Below are 26096 nucleotides of genomic sequence, written 5' to 3'. Positions count from 1 at the left end.
AGAATAAAAGCATCGACAGAGGAAAAGGAGCGATTAAAATGCAAAAAGAGGTAACAGTATTATTCGGTAGTGGTTCAATCGGTGAAGCAATTGCGCGCCGGGTTAGTGCCGGTAAGAAGCTCTTGTTAGCTGATTACAATGAGGGCAACCTGAAGAATGTTCAAAAGCGGCTTCAAGAAGCTGGCTTTGACGTGGAAACCATCAAGGCTGACCTGTCATCCCGTAATTCAATTAAGGAAGTAGTCGCAAAGGCGCAAGAATTAGGTGCCATTAAGCACTTAATTAACGCAGCGGGGGTTTCACCATCCCAAACAACGCCAGAGCAAGTTTTGAAGGTCGACCTTTACGGGACTTCCGTTTTACTGGAAGAGTTTGGTAAAGTAATGGCAGAAGGTGGCAGTGGTGTGATTATTTCTTCGCAATCTGGTCACCGCCTGCCTGCTTTAGGGACCGGAACTGATAAGAAGCTGGCAATGACGCCAACCGAAGAATTACTTGACCTGGATGTTTTGCAGCCAGATGTCATTAAGGATTCACTGGCTGCTTACCAATATGCTAAGCGGCAAAATGTCCTGCGGGTAGCGGCCGAATCCGTTAACTGGCAAAAGCGCGGTGCCCGGATTAACGTTATTTCACCAGGGATCGTTATGACCCCATTGGCACTGGATGAGCTGAACGGTCCTCGTGGTGCCGGCTACAAGAAGATGTTTGAATCCATGGTTACTAAGCGCCCTGGTACGCCAGACGAAATTGCCGGACTGGCCGAATTCCTGCTTAGTGACAAGGCTGCCTTTATTACTGGAAGTGACTTCCTGATGGACGGTGGGGTTACTGCCCAATACTGGTACGGTAACGTCAGTGAAGTTCGGGGGTCTGGCAAGGCTGAATAGCATTTTTTAGGAAGAACCTGATTGATGATGGAATACTTAACATTGAATACTGGTGCGAAGGTGCCGGTGTTGGGATTCGGGACCTACTTAATTGAGCCCCGTGACACAAAGCAAGCGGTGTATGAGGCCATCAAGGCGGGTTACCGTAGTATCGATACTTCTCAGGATTACTACAACGAAAAAGAAGTTGGCCAGGGTATTACCCAGGCAATCAGTGCGGGCCTGGTTAAACGGGAAGATTTATTTGTAACAACTAAGGTTGATACTGATGGCTATAAGCAAGGCAAGAAGGGAATTGAAGAATCCCTAAGTAAGCTAGGCTTGGATTATCTGGACATGATGATTCTCCACTGGCCACGCCGGGATGATCTCGGTTCCTATCAAGCACTAGAGGAATATTACCATGCGGGTAAGATCAAAGCGATTGGTCTCTCTAACTTTAATATTGCTCAAACTAAGAAGATGATTGAACAGACAGAGGTTAAGCCAGTAGTTGACCAAATTGAAACAAACCTCAACCTCCAACAGGGGAAGATGCACGATTTTCTTCTTAGTGAGGGAATTGTCCATGAATCGTGGTCACCACTTGCTCAGGGCGCCCAGAATCTGAATACTAACCCGGTCCTGGCTAAGATTGGACAAAAGTATGGTAAGACCGGGGTTCAGGTCCTGTCGCGGTTCTTGACCCAGTGGCATGTAATGACGATTCCGCGTTCGATCAGTCCGGAACACATTAAGAGTAACTTTGATATCTTTGATTTTCAGTTAACCGCTGATGAGATGACAGACATCCGGCAACTCGACCAACACCGTTCACAGGGCGGTTGGCCAAGTTCAATGCAGGTTGATGCTTAAAAAATAACTAAGGGGCCCGTGACAAAACTTGGTTTTGTCATGGGCCCTTGTTTTAGTTCCGAATATTACAGAGATATCGCGTGCCACAACCCAGGGCCTTAGTGTCTAGCTACGGCCAATCGCTAGCCCGTTCCGTGCTAACGATCGTCCTATGCTAGCCATACAGGCCCTAACCGGGGTTGTGTCACAGCTCCCTTATTCATTTTAGTTCCAAATACAGCTCCCTTAATCCGCCCAAATTTCATGGAGTTGGTCAACGAGGGACCGGACAAGCTTTCGCTGGCTTGGCTGGTAGTTAAGATAAAAGTCCATTGTGGCTTCTGGACTGGAGATTGGGACCATTACCTGGTTGGTGTCAGCGTTTCGCCGTTCCCCTAATTTTTCGGTAATGTTAGTTGTAAAGTATGGAAAACTAGAGTAATTGGTGATTTCACGGAGGGCGTCCCACTGCGTTTGGTAAAGGAATTTAGCATCGGGGATGTTATCCTGGATGACCTGTTTCCAGGGACCAATATCACTAAGGACCACGAAACTTAACCCCTTAAGCTCATTAAAGGTAATCGTTGGCTGCTGCGACTGGATCATAAACTGGTCCAAGTTGACATTCAACGTTTCCTTCCCCAGGTAAAGCGACTCAATTTCGTCAGTTTGGATTTCCTGGTTACTGATAATAAAACTATAACGATTATCTACCAGGTCACTGCTGATTTCATCGCTTGGCAGGAGGTGGGGGTCAACATTGACATTCCCTTCTTCCCCAGCCAGTGCTTGGAGGACCATTACGGGACCTGGAGCATTCGAAGCAACCTTGATTTCCCGGTGACTTTGGTCAAAGTTGTGCACGCGGTTAATAAATTCTTGGTTTTGCCGGAGGACTTTTTCCGCCTCTTGGACAGCAAACTGTCCGGTTTCGTTCAAACTAATTTGGTTGCTCTGCCGGTCAAATAGTTTGACACCCAAGTCTTCTTCGAGCTTTTGCATCCCCCGGGTAACCGTTGGCTGGGTTAACATGAGCTCTTTAGCGGTAGCTGACAGGGTTTTGTACTTGGCAAAGGTGACAAACTGTTCTAACAGGTGGTTGTCAATCATTTAGAGCCCTTCTTTCGCTATGATAATTTCGTATGGTGCTATCCATAATTGATAATTTTCAGCTAGAGTATGTATTTATATAATAATGCCATTGCCAAAATATTAAAAGTAGATAATGGAGGAGCAAACTTATGCAATTATTATGGTTATTATTACCAGCTATTGGTTGGGGCCTCCTACCACTGGTAGTAGTAAAAACGAACAGTCGAGTTGGTAACCAGATTTTTGGGACCGCGATGGGGACATTAATCATTAGTATTATTGTCATGGCGGTACTCCAGCTACACCTTTCTGTTGCCACCTTTATCATGGCGGCGGTCGCTGGTGCCGTTTGGATTGTTGGTCAGCTCGGTCAGTACACCGCCTACCAACGGATTGGTGTTTCACAAACAATGCCGATCTCCACGGGACTTCAGTTGATTGGGACGTCCCTAGTAGGTGTATTTATGTTTGGCGAATGGTCCACGGCCACGGCCCGGATTGCTGGCTTTGCGGGGATCGTCTTATTTATTATCGGGGCGGTACTAACCTCAATCAGTGATGGCGGTTCAAATAGTACCCAAAAGATGCCGGTAGGGACACTGGTAATGTTGGTCCTAACGACAATTGGTTATGTGATTTACAACGCGATCCCGCGGGCGCTGACTGCTTCCGGGATTGCAATCTTCTTCCCTGAATCCGTAGGGATGGTAATTGGGGTTTTGATTTACTTCGTCGCTAGTCACCAGACGGGGATGTTACGGGAACGGGCAAGTTGGCGGAGCCTGGTAATTGGGTTTGTCTTCTCAATTGCCTCACTGGCATACATCCTTAGTGTCCGTGACAACGGTGTGAACACTGCCTTTATCGTTTCCCAACTTTCCGTAGTAATCTCAACCCTGGGTGGTTTCATCTTCCTGGGTGAACGGAAGAGCAAGCGGGGTTACGTATTAACGATTACCGGCCTGGTACTGATTGTAGTTGGGGCAGTTATTACCTCGGTTTTCTAGATTCAAAATACTTGCCTTGAAGCTAACTTAAAGGTTTAACATTACATTAATAAATTTGGAGGTATACGCATGGAAACAAGAATTCTCGGTGATGATTTGAAGGTAACATCAGTTGGGCTCGGTTGTATGGGCTTTTCCCATGGTTATGGTAAGCCAACCGATGTTGATGAAGCGGTTAAGGCAATTCGGGCAGCTTATGAAATGGGCTACCTTTTCTTTGATACCGCCGAAATCTACCAGGGTATTAACCCTGATGGGACCACTAACTACAACGAAGAAGTCGTTGGTAAGGCCCTTCATGATGTACGCGACCAGGTTGTGATTGCAACCAAGTTTGGGATTGCGGCCCACGAGAGTGATGACCTGAAAGTGGACTCCAGTCCAGAAACAATCCGTAAGTCCGTGGAAGGCTCACTGAAGCGGCTGGGCACCGACCACATTGACCTTTACTACCAACACCGGATCGACCCAACGGTCTCACCAGAAACGGTTGCCGGGGTCATGAAAGAGTTGATGGATGAAGGTAAGATTACCCACTGGGGAATTTCAGAAGCAAATGAAGACTACCTTCGTCGGGCTAACGCAGTCTGCAAGGTAACTGCCGTCCAAAACCGTTACTCAATGATGTTCCGCGAATACGAAGACCTCTTCCCGGTCTTGGAGGAATTACATGTTGGCTTAGTGGCATTCTCACCACTGGCTAACGGCTTATTGACGGGCCAAATCAAGCAAAGCAGGTTTGGTGAAGGCGACCTGCGGAGTAAGATGCCGCAATTTACACCAGAAGCCTTGAAGAAGAACCAGGACTTACTGGAATTGCTGAACGAGATTGCAGCGAACCACGATGCTACCCCGGCTCAAATTTCACTGGCCTGGATGATTAACAAGAAGCCTTACATCGTGCCAATTCCAGGTAGCCGCCACCTTGACCGGATCGAAGACAACCTCAAGGCTGGCCAGATTAAGATGTCAGCGGAAGAGGTTGCCCAGATTGACCAAGCACTGGATGACGTGCCAATGTCAGACGTCTTTGGTGGAACCCGGGTAGAAAAAAAGTAGAATTTTCCTTAGATATTTTGGCAAAAATTTGCTAAACTATCGTATTCAGAACTAATTTCTATAAATTAAGAACAATCAGGGCTGGATTGCAGGCTTGCTTGTTCTTTTTATTTGAGAAAGGGTGTTTTGAATGAAATTCTATAATAATTTTCCACGAAATATGAAAGAAACTCTGTTATACACGCTGGTTGTTTCCATGCTAGCCGTATGTACGATTACGCCAGCCGTTAATTTCTGCATTCAAGGGATTAGCTGGCCCGTCTTCCTTGGTGTCTTGCGGTCCCTGCCACTAGTATGGCTAGTCGCCGTTATTGTCCTTGCCGCTACTCGGTACCCAGTAACCCACCTGAAGAAGCGGTTAACCGGTGACCATGATAGTTACACAGCCCAAATTACGGTTAATATCGTTAGTAACGTTATCTTCATGTCAATGATCATGACCATTGCCGGAACGTGGGCCGGGCAGGGCTATATCAGCACAGAAATTTTCCACCACTACCTGTCATTTTGGCCCCGCAATTTTGGAATTGCCTTCGCAATGCAAAGTTTGATTGCTTAGCCAAGTGCACGGTTTGTCATGCGGACGATTCACCGTCGTCATGACAAACGGGAAAAAGAAATTATGGCAGAACTCTAAAAATTGACAATAGAAAAGGCAACCTGCGTGCGGGTTGCCTTTTATTAGTGTCTTTAGACCTAGTTGAATACGCGAACGAAGTGAGTGTATGAAACAAAAAACCACCTGCTATGCGGGTGGGCGATAAGAATTATATAAAAAGGCCTTTTTTGCCTTAAGATGTAGGTGTTCAAGCCAAAATCAATAAGGGAAAAGAGGTAATAAAAATATGGCTAATAAATTAAATAGTTTAGCCCATACAAAATGGTTATGTAAGTTCATTCCAAAGTATAGACGGAAAATAATATATAATCAATATCGAAGAGACTTACGAGATTGTATAAGACTATTGTGCAAGTATAAAGGTGTGACAATCATTGAAGGACACATGATGCCAGATCATGTTCATTTGCTTGTAAGCATACCACCGAAGTTAAGCGTATCGCGGTTTATGGGATACTTAAAAGGGAAAAGTGCATTAATGATGTTTGATCGACATGCAAATTTAAAATATAAGTTTGGCAATCGGCATTTTTGGGCAGAAGGATATTACGTAAGCACAGTAGGCATGAATGAAGCCACAATCAAGAAGTATATACGCATGACATAGCAATAGACAAGTTAACAAGTACAGAATACTCAGACCCTTTCAAGGGTAGGTGAAGTAATACGAACACTGCTTAAAACAGTAGCAAAGTAATCAGAGCATTTTGGCTTGAGCAAAGCGAAAGCCAGAGCCTTGAGACGCTGGCTTTTCTGATCGGCTTATAGCCGATGTGCAAACCACCCGTTTGACGGGTGGTTATGATTTTTCATGGTTTTAAAATATATTTTGTGTTTTATGGTATCATTACAAGCAAATGAAAGCGCTGTTTTAGACTAAGCAGGTAAAATATGCAATTAGATACAATATATATGTTAAATGATGGTAATCAAGTAGTAATTAAACAAGTCTTTAATCATTATCAAAGCCAACAAATAGATTACTTAATTGCTACTCAAGAAGGAGAATATATAATTACTCAGCAAGAGTTAGCCGCTCAATTGCGAAAAAAAAGAACGACGGCTGAAAAATTAGCCCTTTTTCATCGTTATTTTGCAGGTCGTGACGATGTATATGCTCAGAAGTGGAGCAATGGTAAGGGATATAGCCCTGCACTTACTAATTGGTGGGATTTTTATCAAGTTCGTGATGATAAAGTAGCCCAGAAAAAACTAACGAAAAAATATGAACCTTATACTGAAAAAACAATTTATGATCAGATTGCAAAGACGGACTCTTATCATCGTTATGGGATTTACCCTTTATTAAAGGGAGATCAGACTCGACTACTAGTTTTTGATTTCGATAAACATTCGTCACCAGTTGATCCACGAAAAACGACAAAAGCGGTATTGGCAACGTGTCTTAAGTATGGAATTGAGTGTTTACCCGAAATATCATCTTCAGGATCTAGCTATCATCTTTGGATATTTTTTAGTCAGCCAATTGATGCAAGTACAGCACGATTGTTAGGGAAACTTATTCTAATTGAATCGATGGCAAATAGTGAAGATGTAGATCTAAGTTGTTTTGATCGGATGATTCCAAACCAGGATAAACTTCCTAATAAGGGCTTTGGAAATCTAATTGCTCTTCCGTTAAAGTGGAGCGATGTGCAACAGAAAAGATCGATATTTACAGATAATGATCTTTTACCATTAATGCCTAAATTATTATTTGACCGCTTGGCAGCAACTAGGCGATATAGCAATGATGAAGTATGGTCATTTATTAAAAAAGATTAACCAAGACATGGGGTTGTTGCAAAGTGAAAAAAGTCTGCTTGATTTGAACAGCTTTACAGATCTCCCTCGGGAAATCACTGGGATTGTTGCCGGTGAAATAATTATCAAAAGGCAAGGCCTTACCCGTCGTGAACAACTTGGGTTACTTAATTTAGCAACTTTTGCCAACCCCGAATTCTTAAAGAAGCAACAAATGCGGATGCCGGTTTGGAATGTACCCGCAATGTTAACCACAGCAAGGATTACACGGGAGAACCTTTACTTACCTCGTGGTATTTTAAATACATTACAGGTAAAGTGCCATTGTCATTTAACTATGCACTTTACGTCACCTTCCACGCTAGACGTTTCTTTTACTGGCAAATTACGTCCAGAGCAGGCTCAGGCTGTTAGAAAGGCAAGTAAACATAATCTAGGAGTAATTTGTGCCCATACCGGCTTTGGAAAAACAGTTGTTGGCTATGCATTAATTGCGCAGCGTAAGGTTCGAACATTAATAGTTGTACCGACAACAAATATAGCGCAACAATGGCAAAAAGCCGGTCTTAAATTCCTAAAAATAGAAAACGATCCATTCCTCGAACATACGCCCACAGGAAGAGAAGTGAGAAAAAAGAAGATTGAAATTATTTCTGGTACGAGAAACCATCCTTCAAAATTAATTGATGTTATCAATATTAGAAAGCTAATTCAAATGTCGGCTAGTGAACGAAAAAATGTTTACCAGGATTACGGGCAAATTATTATTGATGAGTGCCATCATATTCCGGCAGCAACATTTGAAAAAACATTAATTGAGGCTAATGTTCGTTATATTTTAGGCCTAACTGCAACCCCAGAAAGAAAAGACGGATTGGAGAAATTCATTAGTTATCGTTGTGGAAGTATTGTTTACCAAAGTGCTAAAGAGGACACTCATTTAATTCAACGCTACCTTTATCCACGGTATAGCAATGCTTTTGAGGAACAAAAGGTATTTAATGGTAATAGTTATTCTCAAAAATTAAATGCTTTAGCGGAAGATGATGATCGAAATGAGCAGATCATCAAGGATGTTAGTCGTGCATTAGCTGAAAATCGTCATATTCTATTACTCAGTGAGCGAATAAAACATTTAGAACGGCTTTATCAATTACTACGTTCTACTGGTAATACTCATATTTATCTAATAACTGGCGGTGGGAAAAATACTCTTGATTTAAAAAATGAACAAGAACCGTATATAATACTTTCAACTAATAAATACGTAGGCGAAGGTTTTGACTTACCCAGTTTGGATACACTCTTTTTAACAATGCCTTTTTCGTGGCAAGGAAGTACAAAACAGTATTTAGGACGCCTTGAGCGGGGACTAGCTAAAAAAGATGAACTTCGAGTTTATGACTATGTTGATATTGCTGATGATGTGTTTGCCAAAATGTATCAAAAACGTGTTAAGGTGTACCGACAGTTAGGGTACCAACCAGTTAAAAGTAAAAAGTGGAATACTTATTCGGCGACATATTATACAGATCAAAATTATCGCCCAATTTGGGAACATGATCTTGAAAAGGCTACTGATATTTTTATTCGTGTTCGGCAACTTTCAAAAGAACAACTTGAGAAATTTGAAAAATTAGCAGTAAAAGAAAAGCAAGTTCATTTAGAATTAGCAACGAAAATGAAAGAGAAAAAATTTATTAGGTCTGCATTGGATTTACTAACTTCAAATTTAATTATTGATTTTAAAGATGATATCCGAAACAATCTTTGCATTTTTGATCATAAATTTTTTTGGTATGGTGATCTGAATTTTGGTGGGAAGTCTTATCACGGAATGACTGGGATACGTTTAATTAATCAGCATTTGGCTAATGAAACACTGAAAAAACATTAAAAATGCAATATGTATTCTATCGAAAAACTTTACCTAAGAGTTAAGCTAAGAATAATAAAATCGCCATCCAGGAATTCTTGGGTTCCCTGGGTGGCGATTTTTTATTGGGGTGTTGTTAGTATTAGTGGTCGATTTCAGTACTTAAAACCTTCTTGGAGTTGGCGTCAAGCGTCACCTCCTTTACCTGGTGGCCATTGACAACTTTAACTTCCCAAACGGCCTTACCATTTTCTTCCTTCAGTTCCCATTCAACCGCGGAGCCTTTTTTAGCAGCATCCTTAGCAACATTACTTGCGTCGTCGCGGCTGATTGCCTTGCTTGTGTCCAGTGCAGTTGGCTTTTCATCTGCATCGAGTTTTTCAGACTTGCTAGAAATTACCTTGCCGGTCTTGGCGTTAACTTCTACTTCGTATTCCTTCGTGTCGTCAAATCCCTTGACTTCGTAAACGTATTTCCCGTGGTCAACTTCTAATTTTACTTCTGAAATTTGCTTGTTAGCGTACTTTGCATTGAACTTATCAATTGCGGCCTGTTGGTCAATCTTAATGTCATTTGTGTTGGCTTTCTTTAATTGAGTTGCTTCAACGCGGTCTTCGTGGCTATCTTGGGCTGCCATCACGCCGAACGTTCCGCCAGCGCCAAGGAGCAAACCACCGCAGACGCAGGCAACCATGGTCGCCCACTTAGTGCGAGCATTCTTCTTAGTAGTCTTAACGTCCTTGTTGTCAATTACTGGTTGGTTTTGGTCTTGCTTCTTGTTCATGTTTTTCTTTCCTTTCTGTTTCTTGCTTAAGTTTGTAAGTTTATTTTACTGAACAGGAGGGAAAGAAAAACCAAGAATGAGTGAAAGTCAGATGAAGAAATCTTCATTTTTCTCGGGGGAGGGAAACGGTAAAAACTGCACCGTGGGGCTGGTTATCACTAACGGTAATGCGGCCCTGGTACTTGTCGACGATTGCCTTTACAATTGCCAGACCAATTCCAGAACCAGGAACCGTGCTGGAATGGGACTCATCTTCCCGGTAGAAACGATCGAAAATCCGCTGCCGGTTTTCTGGCGCAATCCCACGGCCTTGGTCGGCCACTTGGAAGATAACGTCATTATCATTTTGCTTAAGATGAACGTTGATTGTGGAATCAGCAGGTGAATATTTCGCAGCATTTTCCAGTAAGTTATGTGCAAGACTTTGGAAATCGCTAGCCGTTATTTCATAGGATAATTCTGTGGGTGCATTGAACTTAAATTCTCGCTGGTAGGCACCACGAATTGAAGCAACTTCATCACTGATAATTGGAACGAGGTTAGTTGCGGTCAGGGCCCCCTGTGACTGGTGACCTTCCAGGGTGAGCAATTCATTGATCATTCGCTGCATCCGTTGGGCCTCTTGGTCAATATAGCCCAGTGACTTATCAACTAGTTCAGGGTGACGCTTGCCATGGCGCTTAATTAGGTTAACGTGGCCAAGAATACCAGCCAACGGCGTCTTGAGCTCGTGTGAAGCATTGGCAACGAAGAATTTTTCCCGCTGCATTGCCTGGTATTGGTGGTCGAGCAGGTCGTTGAATGATTCAGCAACATTTTTGATTTCTAGTGGTTGGTCAGGAACGGTGAGTGATTGCGGCTGGTCGCTCTGGGGGTTAACTGTATTGATATCCTGGTTTAATTTGGTCAACGGGGTAGTCCACCGGTGGGCGAGCCGCCTAATTAGCGGGATGGCAAAGATGATTGCCACCAGGTTGATAAGGATTGTTAGGCCGAGTAGCCAGGCAGTTAGGCGGAGGAGGTCGTCAACATTGATTGCTACCCGCACAAGGCTTCCGTGAATGATTTGCTGGCGGAGGTAGTAAACACCCTCCTGAGTTACCTGCAGGTTATTGATGGACCAACCACGGTGGTTAATCCGGCCAAAAATCCGCGGCGCTTTTGGTGAATAGTAGTGGCGCTGGCCACTGGTAATCGCAATTGCATCGTCATCTTGACGAGCGACATAGGCAGTTAGCAGGGGCGTCCAATCCTTGTTTGGTGCCCAGTCACTTTCAATCGTTTCGGTAACTTCTTCGGCCTGGTCATCAGCATAGCGGTACACCAGGTTGGTTGCCGTAGCAATAAAGACCAGGTTAACTACTAAGAGAATGGCGATAAAAAGACCGATGAAGAGTTTAGTTAGCTGCCCAGCAGCGGTCGTCGGTTTATGCTTCATTATGGTTAGCCTCGAGTTGGTAGCCGATACCACGGACAGTCTTAATTAAGTTGCGGTAGTCACCGAGTTTATTGCGGAGTGCCCGGATATAAACGTCAACGGTGTTAGTCTGCCCGTCAAAGTCGTAACCCCAAATTTGGTTGAGGAGGTCATCCCGGGTCAGGACGGTTCCCGGTTGTTCCATCAGTGCAAGCATCAATGCAAACTCCTTGGGGGTCAGGTGAACGGCCTGGTCATTGACCGCAAATTGGTGCTTGAGTAAGTCAAGGTGGAAGGGACCAAACTGGTAGTCATGACTAGCGGGCTTGGACTGGTTAAGCCGCCGGATGATCACCCGGACACGGGCGAGCAGTTCCTCGATTTCAAAGGGTTTAGTGATGTAGTCGTCGAGTCCCTGGTCGAGGGCCATGCTGATATCAGAAGTTTGGCTCCGGGCAGTAATCATGATGATGGGGATGTCGCTGCTTTGACGAATTCGGCGGAGGACGGTGAGCCCGTCATAAACCGGAAGCATCCAGTCGAGTAGGATGAGGGTGATGCTACCGTGGTTGAAGGCTTCCAGGGCAGCCCGGCCATCTTGAACCCAGATTACCTGGTAACCCTCGAGTTCGAGTTCGGTTTTGACAAAGCTAGCGAGACTTTCTTCATCTTCGACTAGCAGGATTGTTGCTTTTTCCATTGCGTACACCTCTTTGAATAATATTCTACCAGTGATTAGCTTTTGAATATATAGACCGGATAAATCTGCGGGTTTATCCGGTGCCTTTTAAGGTCAGCAGTGGTATGATTGGAGGAACAAGGAGGGGTGGCAATGAATAACTACCAAGCTGCTTTACAAAACGCGCGAACGGTCGCGGAATGCCAGGCATTATACGAGGCCGAATTGGCTAATAAGAAGATTGAGTACCAAAAGTTGTACCCCGAAAATTACCTAACTATGCTGGCGGCCCATGAGGTTGATTACTGGATTAAGGCTGAAAACCGGGCAAAAGTCTTGAAGAGAAACGACCATTCATACGGGAATATCATCCAGCGGCAACAATTTATGTAATGAAAAATGGGAAAAGGGCTTGCCTTTTGGGGCAAAGCTTGCTAATATTATTATCGCTGTGATAATATGACCCGTTAGTCAAGTGGTTAAGACACCAGCCTTTCACGCTGGTATCGTGGGTTCAAATCCCGCACGGGTCACTTTATTGGGCTATAGCCAAGCGGTAAGGCAACGGTTTTTGGTACCGTCATGCGCTGGTTCGAATCCAGCTAGCCCAATAAGTTAAAAGCTCTCTGTGTTTTACAGGGAGCTTTTTTGTGTTGACAAGTTCGGCAAAAGGGACTAGATTAATCAAAAAATAAACGGGTTTATCTGACACCGGTTGGATAAATTTTAGGCATTTACAACGCGCCGCAGGTATGATGGTTCGCCATCTAAGGTACGTTGTAAATGCCTTATTTTTTTCCAGATTAATTAATAAAGGAGACCTGACCATGAAAATAAGTGACTTTGGTGTGGAACAATGGATGAATAAATACGAAACAAAGGCTAAGTATAACTTAGGAGAAACCTGTGTCTCGCCGTTTTCACTCCATACACTTCTTGAGACGGTGGGCGTGGATGAAACTCAATTCATGACTAAACTGCTAAATAAGCGGCTAACTTACGGTGCAATTGAAGGGGCTACGGAGTTAAAGAAGGAGATCGCCCAGCTTTACCGGCCAGCGCTGACACCAGGAGAAATCGTAACGGAGCACGGTGCAATTGGGGCTAATAACCTGGTCCTCAATACTGTCGTTGAGCCTGGCGACGAGGTAGTGGTGGTAACGCCGACCTACCAACAATTGCAGTCGATCCCAGAAGCGCTTGGGGCAACCGTTAAATTATTGCAGTTGCGGCCAGCCAACCATTACTTACCCGCTGTTCAAGAGTTGAAATCCTTGGTCAACGCGAAGACTAAGCTAATCATTCTTAACAACCCCGATAACCCATCTGGGGCGTTGATGATGGCAGATGAATTACGGCCGATTATCGATGTCGCCCGGTCGGTTAATGCTTATGTTTTAAGTGACGAGGTTTACCGCCACCTTACCCAGACAGATACTTATTCGCCATCCATCATTGACCTTTATGAAAAGGGGATTTCGACCAGCAGCTTTTCAAAGGTCTTCTCGCTTGCTGGATTGCGGTTGGGCTGGATAGCAACCCATGACCAGGGCTTAATGAAACAGTTGCTTGCTCACCGGGATTACGCCACGATTAGTTGTGGTGTTTTAGACGAGATGGTAGGAACGCTAGCTCTCCAACACCGGGAAGAAATTCTCAAACGGAACCGCCAGATTATTCGGCAGAATTTGACCATCCTGGAAAAGTGGGTTAACAGTGAACCCCACATTTCCTGGCTAAAGCCACAAGCGGGGACAACTACACTGCTTCATTATGATTTCCCACTGGCCAGTACCGAATTCTGTGATCGCTTGATGAAAGAACACCAAACATTGCTGGTTCCCGGTTCCTGCTTTGATATTGAAGGAACCGTCCGGATTGGTTATGCCTTTGAAAGTGAACATTTAAAGGCCGGCTTAGCGCAGGTTAGTGATTTTCTGAAGGAGCTTGAAAACTAAAAAATCCTCGCCGGCCAAACCTGACTAGTGAGGATAAAACTATTAATTTTCATAAACTGACCGCTTGAGGACACCAACAAAGGGGAGGTTACGATAAAGGCCACTATAGTCAAGACCGTAGCCAACGATAAATTCGTTTGGAACTTCGAAGCCAATGTAATCACCTTCAACGTCAGCTTCCCGCCGGTCCGGCTTGTCAAGGAGGGCACAAATTTCAATACTCTTTGCACTACGGCCCTTGAGTAAATCCTTAAGGAACTTCAATGTGTGGCCAGTATCAACAATATCTTCCATGATAATCACTGGCCGATCCTTGATGTCGGTCGACAGGTCCTGGATTAACTGAACCTTGCCAGACTGAGTACCATCGGCGTAGCTAGAAACGTCTACGTAATCAAGGGTGAGCTTAAAGTTAAGCCGTTCAATCATTTCACCGGTAAAGACGAGGGCACCGGTCATTACTGAAACGATTACGGGTTGTTGGTCATGGTACTTGGCGGTTAATTCACTGGCTAGTTCATCAAGACGGTGGTTAACTTGTTCATGGGTGTATAAGACTTTCTCAATATCGTTATTCATCGAATTCTCCTTCTGCATCGTTGGTATTTTTGATCGTCTTAAATAATGTTCGTGTTTTGCTAAACAATTGACCTGCTTAGCCTCTTTCAAATCACAACGTAAGAATTTTAACATATCCTGGATGAATTTAAAGGGGAATCCAGATAAAATACTAACAATTTTCTGGTAAATGCTTTTAAACGTTTATATAGAGGCGAACAAGCTAGCCGTTGAACTTGATATTTGAAACACCAGTAAGTTCAAACGGGCTTGAGTAACGAGTCTTGATTAAGATATCAATGATTTCATCCTTCGAGAGGGGGTGAGCCTGCCGGAGCCAGATTTTAACGATTGACCATAATTGGCTAACGATTAACTCCTGAGCAAAGGCCATTGGGATTGTCGGGTGTAAGTCATATTGTTCTTGGACTTGACCTAGTTTCTTTTTAAGGCTGTGGTCAATCAGGGAAACTACTTTGCTGATGGTCTCCTGATCACCATGAGACCCTAACCATGCCCGGTTAAATTCCCAATCAGCCGCGACAAAATCAATAATCTGCTGGAATAACGGAAACAGGGTTGCGGGGTTCCCTGGATTTTGCTGAGGATTGGTTGCAATTAACTCCTGGTCAATAATTTCCTGAAGACTTTCAATCATGTGTACTCGGTACTTAGCTGTTAGGTCAGGATTATCAAGGTAGTGACGGTAGAAGGTAGTGCGGTTGATGTTCGCGTAGGCACTGATTTGTTGAACGGTGACTTTTGATAAACCTTCCAAGTTAATTAATTTAATAACTGCCTGTTTAATGGCCCGCTCTGTTTTCTGGTATTTTAGATTATTTTTCATCATCAATTTTCCCCCTTAATTTAAAGCAACACTTTTATTAAAAATGCTGATTGTTACTGCTGCAATAGGCTTTTATAGTAAACAGTAACAAAAGAGGAGGGAAAGAACAATGTTTGGAAAATTTTTGAAGAGTAGGGGCGTCTTATTGGCATTTCTGGTAATGCTAATTTACGGGGTGCTTGTTTTCTCAATTTACTTTACTGGGTACCGACCACTGCCAAACCGTGTGACTGATTTACCGATTACCCTAGTTAATCAGGATAAGCAAAGCAGCAAACTAAATACTCAGTTGAAGCGGTCGTTAAAGTCATTTAAGACCGTCCACGAAAGTAGCAACTTAGACCGGTCAATTAATCAACTTAAAGATCGGCAAACCTATTTAGTAATTGATATTTCGGCGAACTTTAGCAAACGAGTTCAAGCCAACCAGCCGGCCCAGTTAAACTTCTACGTCAACGAGGCTAACCAGACGATGGTAGTGAACAGCATGGAGAATGTAGCAACTAAAGTAGGGAACGCGGTTAATAACCGGGTCATTATTAGCAAAGGCCAGGCAATTATGACTACCGCACTAGTACAGCAACTTCGTCAGCAAATGAACAATTTACCGGTAACTGCGCAAGCTCAACAGTCCCAGCTCGTTACTGCCCAGGTTAATAAGGCCTACCAAAGGGTTAATAATTCCGTGACTAGTAACATTCACCGAGTTAACCGGGTAAGGACCGGCCTGAATAATTCCATGGCACCGTTCTTTATTAGCCTGGCAACTTACTTAGGAGCATTAATCGGGACGATTGTTCTATACGGGACCTACGTCAAGTTCGCAAAATTGACCGACCGGTTTAAGTCATTCGCAATGCTCGAAACTGTTTTACTTGGACTATCGCTAATTGGTGGGGCAATCGTCGCCGGTACCGTAATGGCAATGACGGGGGCTGGCACCGGCCACTTTGCGGGAATTTGGTTGACCCATGTGCTTGAAATCATGGGGGCCTATAACCTTAACCTCATTTTCATCCTCCTACTAGGACAAATTGGTGCCGCCCTAAATATTCTGTTAACCATGATTCAAGTGGTTGCCGGTGCGGGGATGGTGCCTGTGCAACTAATGGGTGGCTTCTTCAAGGCAATCCATGCCTTTTCACCAATGTATTACAGCATTATGTCTGATTATGACTTGCTGTACGCGCAAGTATCATTTACCGGCTTGGTTAGCGGAGCATTTATTTTAGCAATAGCTTACCTATTATTAAACCTTATTATTGTGGCATTTCGCCGGAAACAACCATTCCTCCACTTTGAAGACCTAGCGTAAAATCCTTGCCTTATAGTTAACTCGAAGGTCTAGACTATTACTAATTTTTAGTAAGGGTCGTGAAATGATTTGAGTAAGTATGATAAGTTGTTTGAACCAGTTACACTGGCCAATGGTGTTCAGTTAAAGAACCGGTTTATGTTTGCACCAATGTGTGACGATTCATCTGATGGTGGCAAGGTGACGGACCAACAAATGCGGTACATGAAGCCGCGGGCCGCCCACGTAGGGATCGCGGATACCGGTTACGCCTACGTCAATGACTCAGGTATCCAGCTCCCCGGTCAATTGAGCGCCGCCCATGATAGTGATGTGCCGGGCCTTAGCCGTCTTGCAACGACGATGAAGATTGGTGGCGCAAAGGCAATCCTTCAACTATCCCATGCTGGCCGTGGTGCCGGTGGTTCAGTTGCTAAGGGTGAACGGGTTTATGCACCAAGTAAGCTCCCGTTCCCATGGCTTAACTACGATGTTGATGAAATGAGTAAGGAAGACATTCAACAAGTAATTAATGATTACCGGGAGGCCACTAAACGGGCAATTGCCGCTGGCTTTGACGGGGTTGAGATCCACAATTGTAACCACGACCTCCTCCAACAATTCTTCTCTGCCAGTGCCAACCACCGGACTGATGAATACGGTGGTAGCCGTGAAAAGCGGATGGCACTGCCGCTTGCGGTTTTACGGGCAGTTAAGGAGACGGTTGCTGCTTCTGGTAACCCAGACTTTATTATTGGTTGGCAGATTAGTCCACAAGAAAAGCACGGTGATAAACTTGGCTATGATGTGGACGATATGCTCGCCCAAACCGATGAAGCGGCCAAGATTGGTTTTGACTACCTTAACATTTCATTGAACTTGTCAGCTGACTATTCTAATAGCGTACGACCAAGCTACGATATTAAGGTGAAGGGAACTGACCTCAGCTTCCCCGCTTATTACCGGGCTGCGGTTGGTGATCGGGTACCAATCTTCATCGGTAGCAATGTTTTGACTGCTGATGACGCCCTGGCTGCAGTTACCGATGCGGACGGGGTATACGTTGGCCGGGAAATGCTGATGGATCCTGACTTTGTTCAGAAGATTGCGGATGGTCAGGCTGATGAAATCATTAACACCACAACGATTGAACACTTGAAAGAAGTCGGCCTGCCAGACGGCTTCGTTGAAAACTACGCCGACACTGATGGCAGTAGCCGGGTTGTTTCTTACCGAAATGGTATCCCGTTGCCAGGCTTGGATTAAATACTAAAAAGGAGCTAGACAGAAGTCGGTTATTACGACCTTTGTCTAGCTCCTTTTGTTTCATGTGGAACATTATTGATTAGTAAGCCCCGCAATCGCTTGCCGGTAAACCAACTGAATATCTGCTGGGCTGTATTTAATGCCAATTATTTTTTCTTGGCAGATGAGGGCTAGTGCTGGGCCAACCATACACCGGATGATTTGGATGGGCGTCAAGGCTGGATTAATTTCTGGATATTCGGTTTGGAGTCTTTTAATCGACGTAAATATTCCTCGACTGCCACCGAAGGCTTCCTTAAATGCCGGGCTAAGTTCATCTTTCTCCGTTAGTAGTTCCTGCATCACGATTTTGATGAGGTCGAAATTGTCACGGACAAAGGATATTCGGTTATCGATGATGAATTTAACTAAGTCACTTAAATGATCGTAGTGCTTGATCTCGCCAAAAAAGCTGTCCCGAACGGTTGTCAAAATGGGGATAAGGAGGGCAGTTAGTAATTCCTTCTTTGAGCCAAAGTATTTATAAATAGTGCCTTCACTAACCCCAGCCTGGTGGGCAATTTCAGCAGTGGTGGTTGCGTGAAATCCGTGGTTGGCAAAGAGATGAAGCGCGGCTAGTAAAACTTTCTTTTTGCCCGCGGGAATTTCTTGTTGATTAAGTTTCTTTTCGTATGATGTTAAGACTTCTGACATGGCGACCTCCAATTAAACTTTCCGGTACCGCTTGAGACCAATAATATTTAGGATAACAAGAATAATTAAGAAGATGAAGAGGGCGCCAATATCGCCACCCAATTGGCTTAACTTGGTCCCATCCATCACAATTCGGGTTAGTGCGTCCCCGCTGTAGGTTAAGGGGAGAACTTTCCCAATGTATTGTACCCAGTGCGCCATTGAATCAAGGGGAATGATTCCGGAGAAAAATACCTGGGGAACAACGACCAGTGGGATAAACTGCATCATCTGGAATTCGGAGTTAGCTAGGGTCGACATCAAGATTCCAAAGGCTAGTGCAACAAGGGCAAAGAGAAGGCTGATTAGGATAATGCTGAAGACATTTCCAACTACTTCAACCTTAAGGAGCCAAATCGTTGCTAGGACAATGATGGTTGACTGGATAATTGCGAGAATCCCATAACTTAGCATGTAACCATAGACAATTTCACTTCGCTTAACCGGAGTGGCGAGCAGGCGGCCGAGCGTTCCATTAATTCGTTCATTGAGTAAGCCCATTCCAGAAATTAGGAATACAAAGAAGAAAATGAAGAAGCCCATTAGGATAGGGATGATCTTAGCGAAAAAGTTGGTATTCTGGTCACCATATTGATAGTGGTTAGTAATTCGCGGCGTTGGTTGTGGATGAGCTGCTGGAGTTGCTTGAGGGTTAACCTTCATTAGAGTAGTTTGTAGTTGCTGAATAGTACCCGTCAAGGTTGTAATTGTCTGTCCCGTAAGTGCCGCATGGAGGGCCTGCTTCGTTAGGGCTGTTTTACTGGCATCGGTATTAGCGTAAGTCACCTGATAGTGGTTAGCGTGGTAGCTAATCACACCGTCAACTTTTTGCTGGTGGAGGGCCTTATTTGCATTTGACTGCTGTTGATATTGGTGAACGCTCACTCCCTTCACCTGGTCAAGGTTTTGCCGCACAACCCGGGGAACATCGACCGTTGCTAGTGAAACGTCGGTTGAAGAGTTAGCCGAGAACATTACATTCATCAGCCACATAATTAGGATCGGGGCAATAAACATTAATGCCAGGGTTCGCTTGTCCCGGACGAGTTCGCGGAGAACCCGCCCAGCAATTGCAATTATTCGCATGTTGTTGCCTCCTTTTCAGCCTTGAGAAAGACATCCTCAATTGTGGGAACGCCGTATGCTTGTTCTAGCTTTTGGGGATGGTCAAAGGCAGTAATTCGGCCACCGATTAATAAGGCTACCCGGTCAGTTAACTCGGCCTCTGACATTACGTGGGTCGTGACAAGAATGCTACATCCCTGGTCACGAAGGATCCCCAATTCATGCCAGACTTGACGGCGGAGTGCTGGATCAATTCCAACGGTCGGTTCGTCCAGGATCAGGAGCTTAGGGTGACCAAGCAGGGCAATCGCTAATGATAACCGGCGTTTCATCCCGCCAGAATACCCGGCAACGCGTTTGTCGAGATCGTCAGTGAGGTCAACCACTTGACTAACATGAGTGATTTCGGCCTTAAGCTGGGTGCCACTGATTAACTTCATTCGGCCGAAAAAAGTAAGATTTTCCCGGCCGGTTAAACTCTCATAGAGGGCATCGGTTTGGGCCATGTAGCCGATTTGGCCAAGAATCAACCGGTTGGGCATTTGGGTGTTAAGAACCCGTGCTTGGCCGCTATCGGCTCTTTCCATCCCGAGCATTGTTTTAATTATCGTTGACTTACCAGCACCGGATGGGCCGATTAGCCCCACAATTTCGCCTGATTTTACGGTGAGGTTAATTCCCCGGAGGACGGGGTGGCTATCAAAGCTCTTTTGCAGAGCCTGCAAGGAAATAGTTGTTGTCATATAATTCCTCCCTAGTGAGTGTTCACTCACCTTTTGTTTAGAATTATAGTGAGTAAACACTCACCATGTCAAGGAGGCTATTTGAGACGGGCCCGTAAAACGAGGTGTTGCCTAAGCAAAGGAACATGGTGACGGAGCCAGAGAAGGGCAGGTAACTGTAGGTGATGCAGTACGGTTTTCGTGATTTACGTAACTATTTGGTGTATTATTCGAATTAACCAGCGTGCCGAGGTTAGTAAAATTAACGCTAAACTTTGGCAGCGGAAATAGTAGAAAGCGTGATTGAATTGACTGAAGATTTTCTCATTGGAACCTACACCAACAAGACCAGCAAGGGGATGTACCGGGTGACCCTGGATACTGACCAGGAACGCCTGGTCAACGTTCGGCTGGCGGTTGAACTCCTCAAGCCGTCCTATGTTCAGGTTGGCAGTAACCACTGGGTCTACACGATCAAAAAGGCAGCCGATGGCAAGAAAGGGGCGGGAATTTACCAACTGGGAGAAACAGCAGCTGACGCAAAACTACTTGGTGAAGCCTTATTTGACGGCCCATCACCGGCGTACCTTGGCTTGGATGAAAAACGCCACCTCCTCTTTGGGGCCAACTACCACGCTGGCCGGATTGACGTCTTTAAGATCGGTACTGATGGTCAATTGACCCGGACCGACGTAGTGGAACACCATGGTGAAATGGGACCACGGCCGGAACAGGAGATGCCGCACGTCCACTACACTGACCTGACACCAGATGGCCGCCTGGCGGTTTGTGATCTTGGTGAAGACCTAGTCTCTGTTTATGACGTCTCAGATGACGGTAAGCTAACGGCAGTTTCCGACTACCAGTTTCCAAGTGGTGACGGGCCGCGGCACATGCTCTTTGGCAAGGATGGTCAATTTGCTTACGTGATGTGTGAACTGGGCAGTAAGCTGACGGTTCTTCGTTATGATGCTGATAAGGGATCTTTTACCCATATTCAGACGGTCAAGACAATTCCAGATACCTGGACGGCTCACAATGGGGCGGCCGCTATCCGGATATCGAGCGATGGTCGCTTTATTTACACAACTAACCGTGGTGAAAATACGATTGCGGTATGGGCGGTCCAGGATGATGGCACCGTTAAGCATGTTCAATCGATTTCTAGTGAAGGTGACTTCCCACGGGATTTCAACTTCAGTAAAGATGAGCACTACTTGGTTTCTTCCAACCAGGAATCCGACGACCTGGTCCTTTACCGGCGTGATCCGGCAACCGGTCAATTAACACTCCTGCAAAAGGATGTTGCCTGTCCAGAACCAATTTGTGTTCAACCATATTAATTTGTAACAAAAATCCCCGCAGTGGCGAACAACCGCTGCAGGGATTTTTTTATGGCTTCAAAACGGGTACCCGCTTTAATACCCAGTTGGTCAGCAGGCAGACCAGCAAAATGAAGACGGCAAACTGAATTGGTAAAAGCAGCCAGAGGATAATTGCGGTCAAAAGCGGCCGCTCCAAAATAACGGTGATCCCGGTAGCAACAACCAAACTAGCCGTTAACCGGGGCATCCACGGTAGGTAGTGGGCTAGGCAGGCACCAACCGCTAACGTACTAAAAATAGCGGGGAAAATGGTCCCACCACGCCAGCCAAGGGCGAAACCAACGTTGGTAATAATTGCCTTAACCAGGGCAAAGGTGATCAAGAATAGTGGTGCCATTTGTAGGGACCGGTGGGCAAAGGGGACGATACTGAATTCACCAGAGTAGAGGCAGTCGGTGGAAAACGCGGCAGCAGCAACTAGGACCAGGCCGCCAAGTACCGCCTTCATAACCGTGTGCTTTCCCCGATCAATCCAGCGTTCGCTAGCCTTGCTAATTTTGACAAAGATAAAGCCGAACAACCAGCCGACTGCGAGTGCCGGAATGACTACCAGTAGGCCACCCCATTCCCAGTTAATGGCGGGGTGGTGGAAACCAATTACGCCTTCTTGGGGGAAGAACTTAAAGAAGATCACCAAACCGATAAAGGCCACCAGGGTGTAGGCAAAGTAGAAGGCCTGCTTAGTTCGTTTACTCCGAAAGAAGTCCGTAATTGGACGGTCCACCTGGTATGTGGATAGGCGGGTGAACCAAATTACCCGAAGTTGGCGGCGAAAAGTAGCAGTCGCGAGTTCTTCACGTTGGGCCTGGATGACCTTGTAATGACAGCCTAACCAGTAGATCATGCCGGCAACCAGCCCACTGGCACTGGCTTCTGGACCAACACTGGCACCGGCACCAAGAATTAGCAGTCCGGAATAAATGATTTGTTTCCAGCGGTGGTAATCGAAGTGACCGGTAATCTTAACTTCATCCAGCACCTGGGCAATCGTCAGTGGGTATGCACCAACATACTTCTGTGAAAGTCCAATTACAATACTAAGTGGCATACAGATGGCGAGGGGGCGCCAAGCGCTGGGAATGCTAAGCCAGGCGGGGATGTCTTTCCAGAAAAAGTCAATTACCCAGTTGATGAGGTCGAGGTAGGCAGCAGTTGCGGCCCCAATAATTAAGCTCCAAAAGGCCATGTAGATGGTGGTTAATACCTTCAAGCGTGGCACATTTTTCATCTCCTAACAATTTACTTCTTCTAATATATCGGTGGCGCGGCAGGAATGCAAAAGGTCACTATGTACTTAGCGTATGGTGCTATTGAGTTTTGATAATTTATTCTCTTTGCTATGCACCATATAATTAGAAACATCGAAAGTTAAAGATTGATTTTACAGGATTACTTGCCTTCGAGTTAACTGTAAGGTCTAAACTTTTCACAAACAAGATTGAATAAGGAGTGAATAACTATGCACAAACATTTTAGCTGGTTAACTGCAATCATTATTGCAACTGTAGCGATGTTTGCTCTCGTCTTTGGCTTCGATAGCCATAACAACAATGCGTCAGCTGCAAGTTCTAACGGCAACAAGACGTTAATTGTCTACTTCTCTATGTCAGGGACAACAAAACAAGCCGCCCAACAGATTCAGCACTATACCAGTGCAGATATTGTCCGTCTTCAACGGGCAACCCCTTACCCGAAAGGCTATGACAATTACGCCCGAGTAGCCGACCGTGAACGGCGGCACAATATTCACCCGGCAATCAAGCACAACTTGCCAAACCTTGATCAGTACAGCACGGTGATGGTTGGGTTCCCAACTTGGTGGCAACAACCACCAATGGTTATCCACTCCCTGTTTGATGCATACAATTTCCAGGGAAAGACCATTATTCCATTTACCACTAGCATGAGCACCCCGATGAAGGCTTCGATGCCAACAATGCGTCGGTTGGCTCGGGCTGATGGAGCAACGATCAAGAATGGTTTCCGTTACGATGATAATAACGCTCAACTGCGGAAGTTCTTGCAACGGAATGGTCTGATGAACAATAACTAGGATTTTTTAGTGGCCGACAAGTAGCGGCCACTTTTGTGGAAGGAAGGCAATTTGATGGCGGACCATCAAGAGAAGCTTTTTACTAAGGATACGATCTTAGTAATGGCGGCGACATTTCTGTTTCAGTTTTCAACCATGGCGGTTAATCCATTGATTAATGGTATGCACGTGACATTGGCGCAAGCAGTGCTTTTGCCGGGATCGTCGTTGGGGTGATGAATATCATCTCAATGATTTTGCGGCCAGTTGCGGGTAATTTAACCGACCGGATTTCCAAGTACCGACTGACCTTCTTTGGCGGGAGCATCTGCTTTATCGGTACCCTCGGTTATGTCTTCGCCCCCAATTCCCAACTTCTCTTACTGTTCCGCTTCATTAATGGAATTGGTTTCGTTTTCTGTACGGTCTGCATGGCGACCTGGATTGCTTTTCTGGTTCCCCGTGACCATGTCGGTGAGGCAATGGGTTACTACGGCTTGCTTAATGCCTCATCAATGGCCCTTGCACCCGCACTGGCAATCAACCTTTACCAGGTAATTGGTTACCGGCCGATGTTAGGCGTTTCTGCGGCAGCGGTCCTATTAATGGTGATCTTGATCCAGTTTGTTGGCAACCCGGCCCAGCCGAAGTACCGGCCGCAGGAAAATAAGGGACGCCACCACTTCAAGATTATCCAGAAAGATACGCTTGCCGTGGCGTCAATTATGTCGTTGCTGTCAATCCCATATTTTGCTACCCAGGCGGATATCGTGATGTATGTTGCCCAACGTCACCTTAATGTGGCGGTTGGGATGTACTTCTTCATTTATGCGGTAGTCCTGTTTGCTATCCGGATTGCCCTCAAGAATTTCTTCGACACGGTTCGCTTTGGTGTCTGGTTTGCAATCTGCGCGGTTGCTTCCGTGGTTTACATTGTTTTCCTGGCGATTATGAATAGTGATTGGCAAATGGCGGTGGCAGCGGGTTGTATGGCCCTTGGATATGGAATTATGTTTTCCATCTGCCAGTCAACTTCCCTGATGTTGGCACCGATGGCTGAACAGGGGCTTGCCAATTCGACCTTCTATTTAGGCCTCGACATTGGGATGTCACTTGGCCCAATCATTGGGGGATTAATTGACAACTACCTGCCGTTGACCTGGTTCTACCCGGTCATGCTGGTAATTCTCCCGATTGTCCTAGTAATTTACCTATTTAACCGCCAAAAGCTTAATGGGGCGGTTGAACATCATTAAAACTATTGACTTGAAGTTCACTGCAAGGTTTATATTACTGATAATTTGAAAGCAAAGAGGTGACACGATGATAAAAAAAGCATTGAAATTACTGCTAGTGATTGGAGGTATCTTGTACGTGGTTGCAATTACAGTCAGGAATACTTACGCATCTAGTTCACGGGTTGAGACGGTAAATTACCAAACTCAATACCGGGGAAAAGACTATCGTAAGTCGGCACTTGTCTACTTGCCGCCAAATTATAGCTCCAGCCACCGCTATAACGTCATTTACCTGGTACACGGTTCAACAGAAACCCCGCGGGACTTCTTCCGTGATGGTAACTTTCAACGGAGCCTGGACCAATTGATTTCTTCCGGTAAGTTGAAGCCATCAATCGTGGTATTCCCAACTTATTATCCTAACCGGAGCTTCGTCACTAGTGATTATTATCGTGACAACCGCCTTAACCGGACCTTTGCTCAAAATGAACTTGTCCAAGATCTGGTTCCTGCTGTCGAAGGTCGCTACCACACTTATGCTAACGGTACTAGCACCCAGGCGTTGCAGGCTTCACGTAACCACCGGGCGTTTGGCGGCTTTTCAATGGGAGCCATTACAACCTGGTATGCTTTCCAGTATCAGTTGCCGTACTTCCGGACATTTATTCCGGTTGCCGGTGACAGCTGGACCGTTCAGGATGATGGTGGTTCCACCGCACCAACCCGGACCGCACGCCGGTTAGCTCAGACAGTCCAAGACCACTCCCAATTGGACTTTAAGATTCTTGCAGGAGTTGGCCGTAACGACGGCACTAGTGGTTCAATGGAGCCGCAAATTCAGGCAATGCACTGTTTGCCAGAATTTAATAACCGTAATCTCCAGTATTACCAGGTACCGGGTGGGACGCATAGCCCGCAAACTACGCGGCGGGCGTTTAGTCACTACGCAAGTCAAATTTTTAACTAGTCAAGAAAGAA

24 protein-coding genes, 2 tRNA genes and 2 pseudogenes are annotated in these 26096 nt (G+C 45.3%); 18 read left to right on the top strand and 10 right to left on the bottom strand.

Going from position 1 to position 26096, the window contains the following annotated elements; translation table 11 throughout:
• Window positions 1-38: 38 nt before the first annotated feature.
• Window positions 39-890, top strand: coding sequence for an SDR family oxidoreductase (locus tag QOS07_RS04730; RefSeq protein WP_283587847.1), 852 nt, complete (start codon window positions 39-41; stop codon window positions 888-890).
• A 27-nt stretch (window positions 891-917) separates the two neighbouring features.
• On the top strand, window positions 918-1745 hold the full coding sequence (locus QOS07_RS04725) for an aldo/keto reductase (RefSeq protein WP_283587862.1): 828 nt from the start codon (window positions 918-920) through the stop codon (window positions 1743-1745).
• A gap of 225 nt (window positions 1746-1970) precedes the next feature.
• Here the strand turns inward: QOS07_RS04725 and QOS07_RS04720 are convergent, their stop codons facing one another.
• Window positions 1971-2834 (bottom strand): LysR family transcriptional regulator, encoded by an 864-nt coding sequence (locus QOS07_RS04720; RefSeq protein ID WP_283587846.1) that lies wholly within the window; start codon window positions 2832-2834, stop codon window positions 1971-1973.
• Window positions 2835-2965: 131 nt separating this feature from the next.
• On the opposite strand from QOS07_RS04720, the gene QOS07_RS04715 reads away from it, so the two are divergent.
• From QOS07_RS04715 to QOS07_RS04690, 6 genes and pseudogenes are all read left to right on the top strand, one after another.
• Window positions 2966-3823: a GRP family sugar transporter gene (locus QOS07_RS04715; RefSeq protein WP_283587845.1), complete on the top strand. Its 858-nt coding sequence runs from the start codon at window positions 2966-2968 to the stop codon at window positions 3821-3823.
• A gap of 69 nt (window positions 3824-3892) precedes the next feature.
• Window positions 3893-4882, top strand: coding sequence for an aldo/keto reductase (locus QOS07_RS04710; protein ID WP_283587844.1), 990 nt, complete (start codon window positions 3893-3895; stop codon window positions 4880-4882).
• Between the two features lie 130 nt (window positions 4883-5012).
• Complete coding sequence (locus tag QOS07_RS04705; RefSeq protein ID WP_283587843.1) at window positions 5013-5441, top strand: hypothetical protein; 429 nt, start codon at window positions 5013-5015, stop codon at window positions 5439-5441.
• A gap of 286 nt (window positions 5442-5727) precedes the next feature.
• Window positions 5728-6161 (top strand): annotated as a pseudogene (gene tnpA, locus QOS07_RS04700) (IS200/IS605 family transposase).
• 231 nt (window positions 6162-6392) lie between these two features.
• The gene (locus QOS07_RS04695) at window positions 6393-7286 is read left to right on the top strand and encodes a TOTE conflict system archaeo-eukaryotic primase domain-containing protein (protein ID WP_283587842.1); all 894 of its coding nucleotides are present in this window, start codon (window positions 6393-6395) and stop codon (window positions 7284-7286) included.
• Entirely contained in the window at window positions 7252-9162 is a 1911-nt protein-coding gene (locus tag QOS07_RS04690) for a DEAD/DEAH box helicase (RefSeq protein ID WP_283587841.1), read from the top strand. Before QOS07_RS04695 ends, QOS07_RS04690 begins: the two co-directional genes overlap by 35 nt.
• Window positions 9163-9283: 121 nt before the next feature.
• On the opposite strand, the gene QOS07_RS04685 is transcribed toward QOS07_RS04690, so the two are convergent.
• The 3 genes from QOS07_RS04685 to QOS07_RS04675 all read right to left on the bottom strand — a co-directional run bounded on the left by QOS07_RS04685 (window position 9284) and on the right by QOS07_RS04675 (window position 12042).
• Window positions 9284-9925 carry a PepSY domain-containing protein gene (locus QOS07_RS04685; RefSeq protein WP_283587840.1) on the bottom strand — a complete coding sequence of 214 codons (642 nt, stop codon included), beginning with the start codon at window positions 9923-9925 and terminating at the stop codon, window positions 9284-9286.
• Between the two features lie 103 nt (window positions 9926-10028).
• The gene (locus QOS07_RS04680) at window positions 10029-11363 is read right to left on the bottom strand and encodes a sensor histidine kinase (protein ID WP_283587839.1); all 1335 of its coding nucleotides are present in this window, start codon (window positions 11361-11363) and stop codon (window positions 10029-10031) included.
• Complete coding sequence (locus tag QOS07_RS04675; RefSeq protein WP_283587838.1) at window positions 11353-12042, bottom strand: response regulator transcription factor; 690 nt, start codon at window positions 12040-12042, stop codon at window positions 11353-11355. Before QOS07_RS04675 ends, QOS07_RS04680 begins: the two co-directional genes overlap by 11 nt.
• Window positions 12043-12174: 132 nt before the next feature.
• Between QOS07_RS04675 and QOS07_RS04670 the strand changes: the two genes are divergently transcribed.
• The 4 genes from QOS07_RS04670 (at window position 12175) to QOS07_RS04655 (ending at window position 13979) form a co-directional block, all read left to right on the top strand.
• A complete protein-coding gene (locus tag QOS07_RS04670; protein ID WP_283587837.1) occupies window positions 12175-12414 on the top strand; it encodes a hypothetical protein in 240 nt (79 codons plus the stop codon).
• A gap of 68 nt (window positions 12415-12482) precedes the next feature.
• Window positions 12483-12554 (top strand) — tRNA-Glu (locus QOS07_RS04665).
• 6 nt (window positions 12555-12560) lie between these two features.
• A tRNA-Gln gene (locus tag QOS07_RS04660) sits at window positions 12561-12632 on the top strand.
• A gap of 216 nt (window positions 12633-12848) precedes the next feature.
• Window positions 12849-13979 carry an aminotransferase gene (locus QOS07_RS04655; protein WP_283587836.1) on the top strand — a complete coding sequence of 377 codons (1131 nt, stop codon included), beginning with the start codon at window positions 12849-12851 and terminating at the stop codon, window positions 13977-13979.
• 42 nt (window positions 13980-14021) lie between these two features.
• Here QOS07_RS04655 and hpt read toward each other — a convergent pair whose 3' ends face one another.
• Together hpt and QOS07_RS04645 are read right to left on the bottom strand one after the other, a co-directional pair.
• Window positions 14022-14558: a hypoxanthine phosphoribosyltransferase gene (gene hpt / locus QOS07_RS04650; RefSeq protein WP_283587835.1), complete on the bottom strand. Its 537-nt coding sequence runs from the start codon at window positions 14556-14558 to the stop codon at window positions 14022-14024.
• A 202-nt stretch (window positions 14559-14760) separates the two neighbouring features.
• Window positions 14761-15387, bottom strand: coding sequence for a TetR/AcrR family transcriptional regulator (locus QOS07_RS04645; RefSeq protein WP_283587834.1), 627 nt, complete (start codon window positions 15385-15387; stop codon window positions 14761-14763).
• A gap of 106 nt (window positions 15388-15493) precedes the next feature.
• Here QOS07_RS04645 and QOS07_RS04640 point away from each other — a divergent pair, with 106 nt between their 5' ends.
• Window positions 15494-16699, top strand: a complete 1206-nt coding sequence (locus QOS07_RS04640; RefSeq protein ID WP_283587833.1) for a YhgE/Pip domain-containing protein — start codon at window positions 15494-15496, stop codon at window positions 16697-16699.
• 69 nt (window positions 16700-16768) lie between these two features.
• Entirely contained in the window at window positions 16769-17944 is a 1176-nt protein-coding gene (locus QOS07_RS04635; RefSeq protein WP_283587832.1) for an oxidoreductase, read from the top strand.
• A gap of 72 nt (window positions 17945-18016) precedes the next feature.
• Here the strand turns inward: QOS07_RS04635 and QOS07_RS04630 are convergent, their stop codons facing one another.
• From QOS07_RS04630 to QOS07_RS04620, 3 genes are read right to left on the bottom strand one after another with little or no spacing between them, the layout of a single operon-like run.
• On the bottom strand, window positions 18017-18637 hold the full coding sequence (locus tag QOS07_RS04630; RefSeq protein ID WP_283587831.1) for a TetR/AcrR family transcriptional regulator: 621 nt from the start codon (window positions 18635-18637) through the stop codon (window positions 18017-18019).
• A 12-nt stretch (window positions 18638-18649) separates the two neighbouring features.
• Window positions 18650-19762: an ABC transporter permease gene (locus tag QOS07_RS04625; protein WP_283587830.1), complete on the bottom strand. Its 1113-nt coding sequence runs from the start codon at window positions 19760-19762 to the stop codon at window positions 18650-18652.
• Complete coding sequence (locus tag QOS07_RS04620) at window positions 19753-20484, bottom strand: ABC transporter ATP-binding protein (RefSeq protein ID WP_283587829.1); 732 nt, start codon at window positions 20482-20484, stop codon at window positions 19753-19755. The genes QOS07_RS04625 and QOS07_RS04620 overlap by 10 nt, the downstream gene beginning before the upstream one ends.
• A gap of 287 nt (window positions 20485-20771) precedes the next feature.
• On the opposite strand from QOS07_RS04620, the gene QOS07_RS04615 reads away from it, so the two are divergent.
• A complete protein-coding gene (locus QOS07_RS04615; RefSeq protein ID WP_283587828.1) occupies window positions 20772-21806 on the top strand; it encodes a lactonase family protein in 1035 nt (344 codons plus the stop codon).
• A gap of 49 nt (window positions 21807-21855) precedes the next feature.
• On the opposite strand, the gene QOS07_RS04610 is transcribed toward QOS07_RS04615, so the two are convergent.
• Window positions 21856-23067, bottom strand: coding sequence for a chloride channel protein (locus tag QOS07_RS04610; protein WP_283587827.1), 1212 nt, complete (start codon window positions 23065-23067; stop codon window positions 21856-21858).
• Window positions 23068-23307: 240 nt separating this feature from the next.
• Here QOS07_RS04610 and QOS07_RS04605 point away from each other — a divergent pair, with 240 nt between their 5' ends.
• The 3 genes and pseudogenes from QOS07_RS04605 (at window position 23308) to QOS07_RS04595 (ending at window position 26085) form a co-directional block, all read left to right on the top strand.
• Complete coding sequence (locus tag QOS07_RS04605) at window positions 23308-23901, top strand: flavodoxin (RefSeq protein WP_283587826.1); 594 nt, start codon at window positions 23308-23310, stop codon at window positions 23899-23901.
• A 54-nt stretch (window positions 23902-23955) separates the two neighbouring features.
• A pseudogene (locus QOS07_RS04600) lies at window positions 23956-25136 on the top strand (MFS transporter).
• A gap of 67 nt (window positions 25137-25203) precedes the next feature.
• Window positions 25204-26085, top strand: a complete 882-nt coding sequence (locus tag QOS07_RS04595) for an alpha/beta hydrolase (RefSeq protein ID WP_283587825.1) — start codon at window positions 25204-25206, stop codon at window positions 26083-26085.
• The last annotated feature ends 11 nt before the right edge of the window (window positions 26086-26096 follow it).

Origin of the sequence: Limosilactobacillus viscerum (assembly GCF_947387525.1) — a bacterium.
GTDB classification, from domain to species: domain Bacteria; phylum Bacillota; class Bacilli; order Lactobacillales; family Lactobacillaceae; genus Limosilactobacillus; species Limosilactobacillus viscerum.
The sequence above is the reverse complement of the archived record's forward strand: the minus strand, read 5'-3'. Positions and strand labels throughout refer to the sequence as shown.

Coding starts and splice junctions, on each gene's coding strand:
- QOS07_RS04655 (WP_283587836.1), top strand. CDS start 12,849: ATGAAAATAAGTGACTTTGGTGTGGAACAATGGATGAATAAATACGAA.
- QOS07_RS04675 (WP_283587838.1), bottom strand. CDS start 12,042: ATGGAAAAAGCAACAATCCTGCTAGTCGAAGATGAAGAAAGTCTCGCT.
- QOS07_RS04625 (WP_283587830.1), bottom strand. CDS start 19,762: ATGCGAATAATTGCAATTGCTGGGCGGGTTCTCCGCGAACTCGTCCGG.
- QOS07_RS04605 (WP_283587826.1), top strand. CDS start 23,308: ATGCACAAACATTTTAGCTGGTTAACTGCAATCATTATTGCAACTGTA.
- QOS07_RS04705 (WP_283587843.1), top strand. CDS start 5,013: ATGAAATTCTATAATAATTTTCCACGAAATATGAAAGAAACTCTGTTA.
- QOS07_RS04730 (WP_283587847.1), top strand. CDS start 39: ATGCAAAAAGAGGTAACAGTATTATTCGGTAGTGGTTCAATCGGTGAA.
- QOS07_RS04685 (WP_283587840.1), bottom strand. CDS start 9,925: ATGAACAAGAAGCAAGACCAAAACCAACCAGTAATTGACAACAAGGAC.
- QOS07_RS04690 (WP_283587841.1), top strand. CDS start 7,252: ATGATGAAGTATGGTCATTTATTAAAAAAGATTAACCAAGACATGGGG.
- QOS07_RS04630 (WP_283587831.1), bottom strand. CDS start 18,637: ATGTCAGAAGTCTTAACATCATACGAAAAGAAACTTAATCAACAAGAA.
- QOS07_RS04715 (WP_283587845.1), top strand. CDS start 2,966: ATGCAATTATTATGGTTATTATTACCAGCTATTGGTTGGGGCCTCCTA.
- QOS07_RS04695 (WP_283587842.1), top strand. CDS start 6,393: ATGCAATTAGATACAATATATATGTTAAATGATGGTAATCAAGTAGTA.
- QOS07_RS04680 (WP_283587839.1), bottom strand. CDS start 11,363: ATGAAGCATAAACCGACGACCGCTGCTGGGCAGCTAACTAAACTCTTC.
- QOS07_RS04710 (WP_283587844.1), top strand. CDS start 3,893: ATGGAAACAAGAATTCTCGGTGATGATTTGAAGGTAACATCAGTTGGG.
- QOS07_RS04645 (WP_283587834.1), bottom strand. CDS start 15,387: ATGATGAAAAATAATCTAAAATACCAGAAAACAGAGCGGGCCATTAAA.
- QOS07_RS04670 (WP_283587837.1), top strand. CDS start 12,175: ATGAATAACTACCAAGCTGCTTTACAAAACGCGCGAACGGTCGCGGAA.
- QOS07_RS04640 (WP_283587833.1), top strand. CDS start 15,494: ATGTTTGGAAAATTTTTGAAGAGTAGGGGCGTCTTATTGGCATTTCTG.
- hpt (WP_283587835.1), bottom strand. CDS start 14,558: ATGAATAACGATATTGAGAAAGTCTTATACACCCATGAACAAGTTAAC.
- QOS07_RS04595 (WP_283587825.1), top strand. CDS start 25,204: ATGATAAAAAAAGCATTGAAATTACTGCTAGTGATTGGAGGTATCTTG.
- QOS07_RS04720 (WP_283587846.1), bottom strand. CDS start 2,834: ATGATTGACAACCACCTGTTAGAACAGTTTGTCACCTTTGCCAAGTAC.
- QOS07_RS04620 (WP_283587829.1), bottom strand. CDS start 20,484: ATGACAACAACTATTTCCTTGCAGGCTCTGCAAAAGAGCTTTGATAGC.
- QOS07_RS04725 (WP_283587862.1), top strand. CDS start 918: ATGGAATACTTAACATTGAATACTGGTGCGAAGGTGCCGGTGTTGGGA.